Origin of the sequence: Flavobacterium subsaxonicum WB 4.1-42 = DSM 21790 (genome assembly GCF_000422725.1) — a bacterium.
Taxonomy (GTDB): Bacteria; Bacteroidota; Bacteroidia; order Flavobacteriales; family Flavobacteriaceae; genus Flavobacterium; species Flavobacterium subsaxonicum.
Genome location: NZ_KE383912.1, coordinates 134,930 through 148,629, shown reverse-complemented (window position 1 = coordinate 148,629; position 13,700 = coordinate 134,930). Strand labels below are relative to the sequence as shown.

The 13,700-nt window shown below is 42.7% G+C and carries 13 protein-coding genes; 5 read left to right on the top strand and 8 right to left on the bottom strand.

Annotated elements, in window-relative coordinates; all coding sequences use genetic code 11:
* Position 1: 1 nt before the first annotated feature.
* Together G509_RS0120515 and G509_RS0120510 are read right to left on the bottom strand one after the other, a co-directional pair.
* The gene (locus G509_RS0120515) at positions 2-3,241 is read right to left on the bottom strand and encodes an efflux RND transporter permease subunit (RefSeq protein WP_026993262.1); all 3,240 of its coding nucleotides are present in this window, start codon (positions 3,239-3,241) and stop codon (positions 2-4) included.
* A gap of 13 nt (positions 3,242-3,254) precedes the next feature.
* Complete coding sequence (locus G509_RS0120510) at positions 3,255-4,637, bottom strand: TolC family protein (RefSeq protein WP_026993261.1); 1,383 nt, start codon at positions 4,635-4,637, stop codon at positions 3,255-3,257.
* Between the two features lie 152 nt (positions 4,638-4,789).
* Here G509_RS0120510 and G509_RS0120505 point away from each other — a divergent pair, with 152 nt between their 5' ends.
* Genes G509_RS0120505 through G509_RS0120495 form a run of 3 tightly spaced genes read left to right on the top strand, consistent with a single transcriptional unit; the run spans position 4,790 to position 7,619 of the window.
* Positions 4,790-5,818 carry a sensor histidine kinase gene (locus G509_RS0120505; RefSeq protein WP_026993260.1) on the top strand — a complete coding sequence of 343 codons (1,029 nt, stop codon included), beginning with the start codon at positions 4,790-4,792 and terminating at the stop codon, positions 5,816-5,818.
* Positions 5,815-6,534, top strand: coding sequence for a LytR/AlgR family response regulator transcription factor (locus G509_RS0120500; protein WP_026993259.1), 720 nt, complete (start codon positions 5,815-5,817; stop codon positions 6,532-6,534). Before G509_RS0120505 ends, G509_RS0120500 begins: the two co-directional genes overlap by 4 nt.
* Before the next feature lie 38 nt (positions 6,535-6,572).
* Positions 6,573-7,619 (top strand): NAD(P)-dependent alcohol dehydrogenase, encoded by a 1,047-nt coding sequence (locus tag G509_RS0120495; RefSeq protein ID WP_026993258.1) that lies wholly within the window; start codon positions 6,573-6,575, stop codon positions 7,617-7,619.
* A 71-nt stretch (positions 7,620-7,690) separates the two neighbouring features.
* Here the strand turns inward: G509_RS0120495 and G509_RS0120490 are convergent, their stop codons facing one another.
* The 6 genes from G509_RS0120490 to G509_RS0120465 form a co-directional block, all read right to left on the bottom strand.
* Positions 7,691-8,482: an alpha/beta fold hydrolase gene (locus tag G509_RS0120490; RefSeq protein WP_026993257.1), complete on the bottom strand. Its 792-nt coding sequence runs from the start codon at positions 8,480-8,482 to the stop codon at positions 7,691-7,693.
* A 42-nt stretch (positions 8,483-8,524) separates the two neighbouring features.
* Positions 8,525-8,803 (bottom strand): GNAT family N-acetyltransferase, encoded by a 279-nt coding sequence (locus tag G509_RS0120485; RefSeq protein WP_026993256.1) that lies wholly within the window; start codon positions 8,801-8,803, stop codon positions 8,525-8,527.
* A gap of 9 nt (positions 8,804-8,812) precedes the next feature.
* A complete protein-coding gene (locus G509_RS0120480; RefSeq protein ID WP_026993255.1) occupies positions 8,813-9,709 on the bottom strand; it encodes a pirin family protein in 897 nt (298 codons plus the stop codon).
* Between the two features lie 99 nt (positions 9,710-9,808).
* On the bottom strand, positions 9,809-10,435 hold the full coding sequence (locus G509_RS0120475; RefSeq protein ID WP_035739409.1) for an alpha/beta hydrolase: 627 nt from the start codon (positions 10,433-10,435) through the stop codon (positions 9,809-9,811).
* A gap of 56 nt (positions 10,436-10,491) precedes the next feature.
* On the bottom strand, positions 10,492-11,430 hold the full coding sequence (locus G509_RS0120470) for a ring-cleaving dioxygenase (RefSeq protein WP_026993253.1): 939 nt from the start codon (positions 11,428-11,430) through the stop codon (positions 10,492-10,494).
* Between the two features lie 64 nt (positions 11,431-11,494).
* On the bottom strand, positions 11,495-11,824 hold the full coding sequence (locus G509_RS0120465) for a hypothetical protein (RefSeq protein WP_026993252.1): 330 nt from the start codon (positions 11,822-11,824) through the stop codon (positions 11,495-11,497).
* 265 nt (positions 11,825-12,089) lie between these two features.
* Between G509_RS0120465 and G509_RS0120455 the strand changes: the two genes are divergently transcribed.
* Positions 12,090-12,659 (top strand): Crp/Fnr family transcriptional regulator, encoded by a 570-nt coding sequence (locus tag G509_RS0120455; protein ID WP_026993251.1) that lies wholly within the window; start codon positions 12,090-12,092, stop codon positions 12,657-12,659.
* A gap of 162 nt (positions 12,660-12,821) precedes the next feature.
* Complete coding sequence (locus G509_RS0120450) at positions 12,822-13,562, top strand: 3-oxoacyl-ACP reductase family protein (RefSeq protein ID WP_035739405.1); 741 nt, start codon at positions 12,822-12,824, stop codon at positions 13,560-13,562.
* Positions 13,563-13,700 lie beyond the last annotated feature (138 nt).

Genomic DNA, 13,700 nt, shown 5'->3' with positions numbered 1-13,700 from the left:
TTTATTGGTGTGATGTAGGTATATAATGTTTACTTTCTATGTCTTCCGGGTCTAATGAAACCGATTGGGTTGTGGCTTTGCCCTGTGCCCATGCAAATATAATAGGTAGTATTACAAGTACGGCAAAGGTAGAGAACAACAAACCGCCAATTACGGCACGCCCCAGTGGCGATACCTGTTCGCCGCTTTCGCCATGGCCTATAGCCATTGGCAGCATACCGGCAATCATGGCAACACTCGTCATTATAATAGGGCGAAGTCGGGTAGAGGCGGCATCGCGGGCTGCCCTCAGGGCATCGCCACCATTTTCACGGCGCAAATGTTCGGCATTCGTAACCAATAGCACTGCGTTGGCTATTGATACCCCGACCGACATAATAATACCCATATACGACTGTAAGTTAAGTGTAGAGCCTGTTGCAAGCAATAAAAGCAATGCCCCTAACACCACGGCAGGCACGGTAGTTAAAATTACCAGCGATACCCTGAATGATTGGAAGTTAGCAGACAGCATTAAAAAGATAACCACAACAGCTATTAGTAAGCCCGATTGCAGGCTGCCCATAGTTTCGCTTAATACTTTGCTAAGGCCAATTGGCTCTATAAACAAACCACGGGGCAGTTCGCCTAAAGAATGTATGGCCGCATTAAGGTCTTTAGATGCAGTACCAAGATCGGTATGGTCTGTGTTGGCAGTGACAGACAGGTACGGCATGGCTCCAAGGTTGTCGTTCTCGCCATGTGTAAACGAGTGGGTAATGGTAGCCACATCGCCCAGTACCGGCCTTACCGAGTTTTTAAGCAATGGTATGTTGGCAATATCCTGTTCGGTCTGCATTTTATCTAAAGGCACCTGCACCTGAACGCTGTACGACAGGCCTATTTTTTCATCTATCCAGGTATTTTTATCGGTATAACGGGATGAGGATGTTGCTGCAATTAACGACCTCGAAATATCGTTCATGTCTACACCAAGTTGTGCCGCCCTAACCCTGTCTATAGTAATATCTAAAGCTGGGTATTTGGTGGCCTGTGCTATCTGCACATCTCTAAAATAGTGTATCTTATTCAGCTTGCCAATAATCTTGTTGGCATATTCTTCGTTCAGTTTTTTGTTTTTCCCTGCAATTCTAACCTCTATTGGGGTTGGAGATCCCTGGCTCAATACCTTATCGGTAAGTTCTATAGGCTCAAACGAAACTTTTACATTAGGCGCTATCTTTTTAATGCGCTGCCTTAATTCATCTTTAAAATCGTCCATATCTCTATGGTAATCTTTAAGTGCTATCTGGAAAACACCTTCGTGCGGGCCCGCCATAAACAAATAAATTGGCGATACCGAAAACAGCGATGGGTGCGTACCCACATAAGCCGATGATATGGCAATATGCTCTTTGCCCACCATAGTTTCCATCTCTTTAAGTATTTTAAGGGCTTCTTCTTCGGTGCGCTCCATACGGGTACCATCGGGTAGCCTTATACGCAGCTGAAACTGACTTGAGTTTACTTTAGGGAAAACATCCTGACCTATAATTCCAAGCATTAGTATGGCAATGGCGGTAATACCCAATAGGTAGCCAATAGAAATAAACTTTCGGGCAGGCATAAGCCTGTCCTGTAGCTTCATAAATCCACGTCGGAATTTCTCAAAACCACCTACTTTGCCATTGTTATTGTAATCTTCCCTCTCGGCAAAATCAGTTTTTTGTACATATACGTCTTCTGCAGGAACGGTAAGTTCGTTGTTGTGTTCTTTCTCGTGCCCGTGGCTTTTCATCAGCCAGTTGGCCATTACAGGCACAAACGTCTGCGAAAGCAGGAACGATATTACCATACTAAAACCAATTGCCATAGCCAGCGGAAGGAACAACGAGCCCGGTATGCCACTCATGGTAAAGGCCGGTGCAAATACCGCCAGTATACATAATAAGATTAGCAATTTAGGCAGGGCTATTTCTTTACAGGCATCCCAGATGGCCAGTGCCTTGGGCTTGCCCATATCGAGATGCTGGTGAATGTTCTCTATGGTAACCGTACTCTCATCTACCAATATACCAATGGCAAGCGCCAATCCGCTTAACGACATCAGGTTAATGGTTTGCCCGAATAATTTTAGGAATAAAACGCCCGATATAATAGAGATAGGGATGGTTAGTATTACAATAAGCGCCGCGCGCCTGTCGCCCAAAAATAGTATTACCATAAGCCCGGTTAGTACTGCCCCGATAATACCCTCTGTAATAAGGCTTTTAACAGAGTTAATTACATAAACCGACTGGTCAAACTCATACGATATCTTAACGTCTTCGGGTAGGGTACTCTGTATTTTAGGCAGGTTTTCTTTTAAATTTTTTACCACTTCCCAGGTAGAGGCATCGCCCGCTTTAGCGATACTTACATAAACCGATCGTTTACCATTAACCAATGCGTAACCGGCATTAGTATCGGCACCGTCTTTTATAATGGCAACATCGCCAAGCGAAAGGTTTTGAACCGAGCCTTTAAACAGCGGAATGTTCTGGAAATCGGTTACCTCTTTAATAGTGTTATTAGTAGGTGTAATATAATTTTGATTGCCTATACGCACATTACCCGATGGTGCTGTTTGGTTGTTAAGCCTTATGGCCTCTACAACTTGGTCTGGCGTTAAGTTGTGTGCACTAAGCTGAGATGGGTCTACGTTAACCTCTATGGTTCTTGGGCTTCCGCCGAAAGGTGGAGGCGATAACAACCCTGGAATTGATGTAAACGATGCCCTTACATAAACGTTGGCTAAATCCTGAAGTTCGTTATTGCTTCGGGTTTTACTGCTTAATACAAGCTGGCCTACAGGCAGCGATGAGGCATCAAAACGAATAATAAACGGCGGTTGCGACCCCGGAGGGAATGCCGCCTGTATCCTGTTAGAAAGTGCACTTAACTCGGCGGCAGCCTGTGCCATGTTGGTACCTTCGTAGTAGCTAACCTTCATTAGGGTAAGCCCTTGTATGTTTTTGGTTTCTATAGTTTTAACACCATTGGCAAATAGCATAATGTTAATGTAGTTCTTGGCAAAGTAAGCCTCCATCTGGTCGGGCGTATAGCCGCTAAACGGGTGCGCCAGGTAAATTACCGGCAGGTTCATTTTAGGCAAAATATCTACCTTAATATCCCTAACGGCGCTTATCCCGAAAAAGAACAGCCCTGCTACAAGTACCAGTATAGAGATAGGCTTGCGGAGTGCAAAACGTATTAAATTCATTATTTAAGGATAATTAAAATTCGTTGATAAAAAGGTTAAAGTCGCCCGTAGCAGCTGCTTTCATAAGCAAAGCCTGCCAAACATTGGTGTAAATAACATCGCGGTCGGTCTCGGCACGGTTAAGTATATACAATGCCTGGGTAACATCTACAAGGTTGGTAAGGCCATTGTTATAAAGCGTGGTACGTTGCAGGTAGGCCTGCTGTGCGGCGTTAACCTGGCGTGGTGCCTCTTTATAATTTTGCATGGCAAAGCCAAGGCGGGCATTGGCAGCATCGTCCTGCGCTTTTAGCTGCAGGTCTATAGCTTTATACTCGTCCTGCAGGCCACTTGATATTAATTTTTGCGCACTAACCTTTTTGCTCGAACGCGCTATAGAGGTAATATTCCAGGTCATGCCCACACCCATAAGGTAGTTTTGGCGGGTAGGGTTTATACCGTCAAAATAATTTTGTGTATACGAATTCTGATTGGTAGCGTAGTCTGAATTAAATCCCGATCCCCTTGTCTGGAACACACCAAAAAGGCTAAAGGTAGGCCAGTATTCTCTCCTAAAAAGCTTTAATTGCTGGTTGCTGTAGTTAATACGGCTCATGTAAAACTGCCTTATAGGGTTAAGGCTGTCGTTTAAGGTTTCTGTACTAATAACACCTTTAGGTACACGTGCAATAAGGGTGGTATCGGTAACAAAATCGGCTGGTTCTACACCCATAAGGCGCACCAGTTCGTTATTTTGCAGCTTAACCTGCTCCTTAATCTGGTTAAGGGCAATTTTGGCGCGCGAAACTTCGGCTGAGGCGAGGGTAGAATCTACCCCCGGCAACAACCCATTTATAACGCGAACAGCTGCGTTTTTAAGTACTACTTCAGATCGTTCAAGGTTTTTTTGCTGAGAGCGCACCAGCCTCTGGCTGGCTAATAAGTTAAGGTAGGCAGCACTAATGCGTATCTTGTGCTGAAACTGCTCCTGCTCAAAGTCTTTTTGTTGGCGCTGTGCATCGGCTTTAGCCAATGTTATGCGCTGTTTCATTCGCCCGAAGGTAAAAAAGTCCCAGTTAATGTTAGCAAGATACAATGCACCAAAGGCAGCGTTGTAATTTTGTTCGGCCAGCGGTAAGCCCGATGAGGCTACCCCTAAACCGCCAAGGCCATAAAGCGGGCCGTTCTGGCCGTTTACGGTACCGTAATCCTGTTGTGCCGAAAGGTTAAGGTTAGGCAGGTAATCGCGCCTGGTTTGTTTTACGGTTTCCTGGGCTGCCTGTGCATATTTGCCCTTGGCGGTAACCAAACCGTAATTTGTTACGCCGGTATCTACTGCTTCTTTTAACGACAGGTTTTGGCCTGCGCCATGCAAGGAGTACAGTAATAACAGCAGCATTAATTTTTTAAAGTGCATGTAAATAAGTATTAGTAAGGAATATAAGTGATGGCGCAAATTTACAAACGATAATAGTTTAAACACTTGTTTAAAATGACGAATTAAATTCGTCATGCATTTTTGCTTTAATCGCAGTTTAAGTAGTTACTTTGTACTCAATACGCATGCTAATGACCCGTTATCTTAAAAATTTTATCGAAAATAAATGGTGGCAGGAGCTTCTTATCCTTGTCTTCTCGTTTATACTGTTTACCCTTAACGACTGGATCTTAATAAAATCCTGGAAGGGTATATGGTCTGGCTGTGCCTATTTTTTAATGTTATACGGGCATGCACAGTTAAACCGCTTTTTCCTGCTGCCTATACTGCTTAAAAAACACAAGCCTTTACTGTATTTGCTGGCTACCTTCGGGTTATTGTTTGTGTTCTCTATTGTAATGTACAAGGTTGCCAATTTATGGATCTACAAAAACTGTTTTCTCTATAAATCGTCAGAGCAGCAAAGCTATGTATTTCAGGCAGCAACACTATTAGCAACACTTATATGTATACTCTCTACCATACTGATATTTAAGTTTTACCGCGACCGTAAAAACCTGGACCGCGAAAAACTACTTTACAATCAGGCCCAGATAAACTCGCTTAAAGATCAGTTAAACCCGCATTTTTTATTCAATACCTTTAATACCCTTTACGGAATAAGCCTTCAATATCCGGAGCGTACACCCGAACTTATAATGCACGTATCGCAGCTAATGCGCTACCAATTAGAGAGCCATGAACGCCAGTGCGTGCCGTTGGAAGACGAAATTAGCTTTATAGGCAGTTACATTCAGTTAGAAAAAGAGCGTGTGGGCTACCGTTGCAACATTACGTTTAATAGCGATGTGGACGATGAGAACGCCTATAAAATTCCGCCCATGCTGCTTATCAGCTTTATAGAAAATGCTTTTAAGCACGGTACCTGCTCTATAGAAAAATGCTTTGTTGAGGTTACTATATCAGTTAAAGAAGGCAAGCTGGACCTGTTAGTAAGGAACTCGATACCCGAAAAGAAAAACGATGTGGTTTCTACCAAAATAGGTATTAAAAACACTACCGAAAGGCTTAAATTACAGTACGGCAGCAACTATACACTTGATATTAAAGAAGACCGTGTTTTCAGCGTAAACTTACAACTTCAGCTTAAAAGGATATGAAGCAGCCTACTACCATAAAATGTATTATTGTAGATGATGAGCCTGCTGCCCATTATGTGCTTGCCAATTATATTAAGCAAAACCCCGAACTGGAGCTTGTATTTGAGGGCTACAATGGGGTGGAAGCCTTAGAGTATCTTAAAACAAACAGTGCCGACCTGATGTTTCTTGATATTGATATGCCCGAAATTAGCGGCCTTGAAATGCTTAAAAAACTGGCTAAGCCCCCGCGTACCGTTCTTACAACCGCCTACAGCGAATTTGCTTTAGAGAGTTACGAGTATGGTGTTATAGATTATCTGCTTAAACCCATATATTATCCAAGATTTCTTAAAGCCATTAATCGTTATTATGAGCTTGCTGCCCCGGTAGAAGCAGTTATCGACGAGCCTGTAACACAGGAAACCATTAAGGTTAAAGTTGATAGCGAAACCGTTACTATAGAGGTTAGCAGCATATTGTATGCCCAGAGTTATGGCAACTACGTAAAGATATTTACACTGAGGCGCAATTACCTGGCTACCATTACCACCAACGATTTTGAAAAGTGCCTGCCACCGGGCTTGTTTATGCGGGCGCATAAATCGTTTATTATTGCTTTAGATAAGGTAGAAGAGGTTAAAAAAGACCATGTACTAATTAAGCGTAACCCCATACCTATTGGTATTACCTATCGTCGCGAGCTTGCCGAAAAGCTGCGCGAGGTAAAAAAATAAAACACAAGAACAACTATAATTTTAAATTAAACTACCCCATGATCGAAGTAAAAGCCTTTGCGGCCTATGATGCCGAAACCCCATTAAAACCATTTGATTTTGAACGTAAAGATGTTGGCGCTCACCAAATACAAATAGAGATACTCTTTAGTGGTGTTTGCCATAGCGATATCCACACGGCACGCAGCGAGTGGGGCAAAGCCAATTACCCTGTTGTACCCGGCCACGAAATTGTGGGCAGGATTATAAAAGTGGGCAGCGATGTTACTGCTTTTAAAGTAGGCGAACTTGCCGGTGTTGGCTGTTTTGTTGATTCTTGCCGCGAGTGCCAGAGCTGTAAAGAAGGCGAGGAGCAATATTGCGAAAAGGGCATGACAGGTACCTACAACAGCTTTGAGCGTGGTACTAACATTCCTACGTATGGTGGTTACTCTACAAGCATTACTGTAGATGAAAAATACGCTTTGCACATTGCTGATAATTTAGACCTTGCCGGTGTTGCACCGTTGTTATGTGCCGGTATTACTACATTTTCGCCACTGCGCCACTTAAAAGTAGGTAAAGGCCATAAGGTAGCTGTATTGGGCCTTGGTGGTTTAGGCCACATGGCGGTTAAATTCGCTGCGTCTTTTGGTGCAGAGGTTACTATGCTGAGCACATCGCCATCTAAAGAGGCCGATGCTAAAAAACTTGGTGCGCATAACTTTGCATTGACATCTGACCCTGAAGTAATGAAATCGTTAGCTAACTCGTTCGATTTTATTGTAAATACTATCTCTGCTAAGCACGAATATGCTACCTACCTGAACCTTTTGCGTAAAAACGGAACTATGGTTGTTTTAGGTGTGCCCGAAGTACCATCTGTAGCACCGGCTATGAGCCTTATTGGAAAACGCCGAAGCATTATGGGCAGCCTTATTGGCGGTATTGCCGAAACGCAGGAAATGCTTGATTACTGCGCAGAGCACAATATAGTGTCTGACGTTGAGGTTATAGACATGCAGTACATTAACGATGCTTACGACCGTATGGAAAAAAGCGATGTTAAATACCGTTTTGTTATAGATATGGCTTCGCTTAAATAAGAACCTTTTTTGTTACCAATAGCTATATATTTGTAAAAAAGGACAGTCCGCAATGGCTGTCCTTTTTTTTATTAATGCTGTAGTATCTCGAACCAGGAGAGTATATAATCGGCTTCGTCGTGCCAGGTTGGCAATCCTAACACAAAATGGTTCTTGCCTTTAAACTCTTTATAATCAGTAACCGAATGGCTTTTTTCGTACTTAAGGTAGTTGCTGTAATTAAGAGATTCCGGCATTATATGGTCGGCACTGCCGGATATGAAAAGCAGTGGTGCATGCGGTTTATTAAAATCAACAGCGGCGGCATCAGTCAAAGTGTCGCGCAATACCTGTTTGCTTTCGGGTATAGTATTTTCCTGATACGATATAAGTTGCTCTTCGTGGCTCATGCCGTTGGTAAAAGCATATTTCCATTCGTCAATACTCATTAAATGGGTCTTATTCTTCGGCGTAAAATACCCTAAAGGCTTCCATATCGATTTAATAAAAGACCATTCAAACGATCGTACGCCCTGCGGCGGAACAGAATGTATGGCAACACCCGCCAAAACAAGGTCGCGGTTAACCAAAAGCTGCACTAACAAGCCACCAAGTGAATGTCCAATAGCTATGGGTTTTTCGGGCAGGGCAGCAATTATATCTATATAATGTTGTAAAAGAGTCTCTAAGCGCAGGCCTGCCAGATCGGTATCGTTAGGCTGGCGTTCCCTAAGTTCATGTGCAGGCGCATCTTTAAAAGGCCACGGTGGTGCAATGCAGGTATAGCCTTTGCTCTTATAAAAAGCAATCCAGGCATCCCACCCGTGGTGCGATACAAATGCACCGGTTATAAATATAATCGTTTTAGAATTAGGTAAAATCATTGCAATTTTTGTTGTTTGTATGTAGGGAGGTTGTGCACAAAGCTATTGCGATAGTACATCGTGTATTTCGGGCTTGCGGTCGAACATTTTCTTGGCAAACGGGCAAAGCGGAATAATTTTTTTGCCGTTTGCGCGTGCAAAAGCCACCGCGCTGTCCAGCATTTTAAGGCCTACACCTTTAAACTCAGGGTTGCCAACGGTATGCTCAATAATAAATTTATCATCGCCGGCCCAAACGTAGGTCATTATACCGGCTTCGGTTTCTCCTTCAATAGCCCTAAAGTGGCCTTTCTTTTTATCGTCAAAATGCTGTATTTCCATAGCAGATATTTATTTTTTTATGTTGAAGTTGGGGTTTTGTTCAGGCAGCGGCACATAGCCGGTTTCGCCCTCTAATTTGGGGAATTTGTGGTCGGTCCAGCGTTGTTTTGCCTCTTCTATCATTTCTGCAGATGATGCCACAAAGTTCCAGTAAATATAGCGGGGCTCCGGAAAAGGCTCTCCGCCAAAAATATATACGGTAGTATTTTCGTTCATTGTAAACTCGCAAACAGAGCTGTCTTTAGCTACCAGTAATTGCTTAGGCAAAAAGGTAGTGCCATCGTTCTCTATACTGCCCTCTAATATATAAAGGCCACTTTCGCCATACAGGTCTTTGCCAATGGCAACCTTTTGGGCTGTAGTACTTTTAAGCTCTATAAAGTAAAGGGGGCTGTAAACCGGCACGGGCGACTTTTTACCAAAAGCTTCACCTGCAATAAGTTTGATGTTAACAGTATCCAGTTTCCATTCCGGCAACTGGTCTTCGGTAATATGGGCAAATGAAGGCTCCATTTGCTCCAGGTGCTTGGGCAGGGCAACCCATATTTGCAGGCCGTGCAAAAATTTATCCGAATGGCGCAGGCGTTCGGGTGTACGTTCAGAGTGTACAATGCCTTTACCGGCAGTCATCCAGTTAACCTGGCCTGGAATAATTTCCATCTCGGTACCCAGGCTGTCGCGGTGCATTATATTGCCCTCAAACAGGTAGGTAAGGGTAGAAAGCCCAATATGCGGGTGCGGACCCACATCTAAATTTTCATGATCGTTAAGTGCGGCGGGCCCCATGTGGTCTATAAAAGCAAAAGGCCCCACGGTGCGCTTATCTTTAAACGGCAAAAGCCTCCCTACCAAAAAGTTGCCTATGCTGGCAGGGCGCTCTTCTATTATCTGGTTTATATTAGACATTATCAATTTGCTTTGTGTGTGTTAATTTACAAATAAATTTATAAAAAAACCAAACCCAATATTGAGAAATTGATAAAAGTCTAAATAATTGCCGTTTTATTAATTAAAATTTTTAGCAAGCCATTCGGCAGAAAGCACCACATCCTGCTGTGTAAGATTGTGGCTTGTTGGCAAATCGTAAAAAGCTACGTTAAAGCCCAGCTCTTCAAGATTTTTAAGGTATATGGTTGTGGCATTAGCATTAACGGTAGGATCTAATTTACCCGAGCTAAAAAATACCGGAACCTGTTTTGTAGTGCCCTCTGTACCTATACCTTTAAAAGGCTGCATTGGGCGGTACAGTATAGCCCCCGCTAAAAAATCAGGGTACTGTACAAGCGTGGCGCCTGCAATGTTAGCCCCGTTAGAATAGCCAAGTGCAATTATTTTATTAAGGTTGAAACCTTCTTTTTCTGCCAACTCCTTAATAAAAGCTACCATTTCATCGGTACGGAAGCGCAAATCGTCTTCATCAAAAATACCCATGCCCAGGCGTTTAAAAAAGCGTGGCATACCGTTTTCGCTCACGTTGCCGCGAAGGCTCAATATGTTATAGCTATCGCCAAAATTCTCAGCAAGCGGAATCAGGTCGGCTTCATCGCCACCGGTACCGTGTAATAGTAATAGGGTATAAGCCTCAGGGTTACCTGTAGGTTTATAAATATATTTAAGTGGTGTAAAATCCATAATATAGTAGTTAAAATTACCTCCCGGCTGAATTGTGGCAGCCGGGAGGTAAATAATTAATTTATAGGTACTAAATGAGCTTCGATATCTTCGCGGCGCGATTCGTACTGTGCAGGTAGTTTAAGGCCTTTGCCCAAATCTTCAAGAGCCTCATCTACAGTAAAGCCGGGGTTATCGGTAGCAATTTCAAACAAAACACCGCCCGGTTCTCTAAAGTAAAGGCTGTGGAAGTAATTCCTGTCTATTTGCGGGGTAATGCTAAGGCCGGCAGCGGCTACTTTTTCTCTAAAGTGCATTAAAATTTCATCGTTTAAAACCCTAAAAGCAACGTGGTGTACGGTACCATTGGCAACATGGCCGCGTTTTTCGTCTTTAAGTTCTACTAAGTCAACTATCGCTGCCTGATCTACAGTATCTATGGCATAGCGGTAGCGGTTACCTTCCTGGGCTATAAGTTTGTAGCCAAAAATATCGGTAAGTACAGCAGCAGTGCCGGTTATACTGTTTAGGGTAATGGTAATATTATGAAAGCCCCTTGTTGCAATGTTGGCTTTAACCTCGTCGGTTTCCCAGGGTTTGCGGTTATCCTGTGTGGCCGATTCTATAAGCTCAAATTTAAGTCCGTCCGGATCAAGAAATGTAAGGTAGCGTTCGCCGAATTTCTCGGCCGGTTTATTATAGATAACATTGTATTTTTCAAAACGTTCTACCCATAATTCCAAGCTGCCTTTAGGTACAGAGTAGCCAATTTCGGTAGCCATGCCAGAACCCCTGCGGCCTTGTGGTATGCCATCTCCCCACGGGAAGAAAGTAAGTATGGTACCGGCGCTGCCCACTTCGTCTCCAAAGTAAAAATGGTAGGTTCCCGGATCGTCAAAGTTTACGGTTTTTTTAATAAAGCGTAAGCCTAAAATGTTGGCGTAAAAATTAAAGTTACGTTTGGCATCGCCTGCAATTGCAGTAATATGGTGTATGCCTAAAATTGTATTTTCCATGGTTGTTTGATTATTAAAATTTGATATTGTAAAGGTATAACTGGTTTATTTTTAAAACATTGAACTAAGACAAGAAGTTGGTAGTAGTGCCTCCGGTCAACGCGGTTGTAATTTCATTATAAAGTAACCCACTGCCGCCGCCATAGTGCTGCACTATTTTAACTGATGGGTTATTGAGGGTAAAAAAAGTCCTTAATTTGTTTTCGTCTTCTTCATCTATGCCACAGCCCAGGAGCACGATATCAAACGGGTGCTTTATAAAAAGCTCCATAGCCTGGCTATCTTTGCTTACCCCAATGCCGTTCCAGCTATCGTTCTTATTAATAAGCCTTACTACGGTTTCCAGTATTTCGGCGTGCCTGCCAATGTAAAGGATGTTTATTTTTTTAGACATGGCGTTATAATTTTTTGGTTGATTATTATAGTACAAAGTTGCTGCATTACGACCTTAAAAACATTGAACTGGAACATGTAATACATTATTTACCTGCATAAGGCAAATTGCATACCTTTATTTTAGTTTATTGATAATTAGTGTTTTATTTTGTTTTGTGTGGTTTTTAAATAGCGATATAGAGTTTTTTATTTGCCACATTACGGTATTTCGTTGTTTTTTAAGTGGGTAAGAATTATCAGGCAATTTATTTATCTTTACAATCATGTTTGATAACCTTATACTATACCTGCAATCTAAATTTACTATTACCGATGAAGAAATTGAAATAGTAAAACAGGTGTGCCGCCTTAAAAAGCTGCGCAAAAGGCAGTATTTGTTACAGGAAGGCGATGTTTGGCGCTATAATGCTTTTATATCTAAAGGCTTGGTGCGTACTTTTAGGGTAGACGAGAAAGGGCAGGAGCATATTATACAATTTAGCTCTGAGAACTGGTGGACGGGCGACAGGCAAAGTTATATTACCGATAGCCCTGCACGCTATAATATAGAAGCCCTGGAAGATACCGAGGTTATATTAATACCTAAAGGCGATTTTGAAGGGCTGTACCGCTCTATACCTAACTTTAGCGATTTTATGCACCTGCTTATGGAGCGTACTTTTATAGCTTCGCAAAACCGCATACATGCCGGCATTAGTTATTCGGCTGAAGAAAAATACCACGATTTTCTTAAAACCCACCCCACGCTTGTTAACCGTGTGCCACAGCACATGATAGCTTCTTTTTTAGGCTTAAGCCCCGAAACCCTTAGCCGTGTGCGCACTAAGAAATAGTTTTACTTGCTTTTTTATCGGCTGTTATTATTTGTCTTGATAAATGTCAAGAGTTTTTTCTGCTTTTTATCAATGGATGCAGGGTGGTGTTTAACGCAACTTTGTATCATCAAAAACCAACAAATGGTTTTGAGTTTAAATAACAATTAAAAACTATTTATCATGAAAACTTTAGAAAATAAAGCAGTATTAGTAACAGGCGGTAGCCGTGGCATAGGTGCCGCAATTGTAAAAAGATTAGCTAATGAGGGTGCAGATGTTGCCTTTACCTACGTAGCAGGCAAAGAGCAGGCCGATGCCCTTGTAAAAGAAATTGAAACCCTTGGACGTAAAGCAGTAGCCATACAGGCAGACAGTGCCAATGCCGAATCGGTTATTGCGGCGGTAGAAACCACCGCAGCGCGCTTAGGTAAAATAGATATATTAGTTAATAATGCAGGTGTTGCGGTTATGGGGCCTTTAGACCAATTTTCGTTAGAAGATTACAATAAAACCTTTGATATTAATGTGCGTGCAGTATTTGTGGCTATTAAAGCAGCTGTAAAACACATGGCAAGCGGTGGCCGTATTATAAACATAGGCAGCACTAATGCTACCCGCATGCCGTTTGAAGGTGGTAGCGTTTACGCTGCCAGTAAGGCTGCCGTACAGGGCTTAACTATGGCATTGTCCAGAGATCTTGGTCCGCAGGGCATTACCATTAACAACCTGCAACCTGGCCCGGTAAATACCGATATGAATCCCGATAATGGCCCGTTTGCCGATTTGCTGAGAACACAACTGCCAATTGGCCGTTATGGCGAGGCATCTGAAGTTGCATCTTTTGTAGCCTACCTTGCAGGCCCCGAAGCCGGCTACATTACCGGAGCCAGCCTTAATATAGATGGTGGGTTTATGGGTTGATTTTGAGCAGCAAAGTTCCAGAGTTGCAAAGTTGCATTGTCTCACAACTCATTAACTGTGCAACTTTGTAACTTTTGTAACTCTGCAACTTTCTCCATTAACTTTATACTTTCCTTAATACTCTTAGCTGTTTTTGTG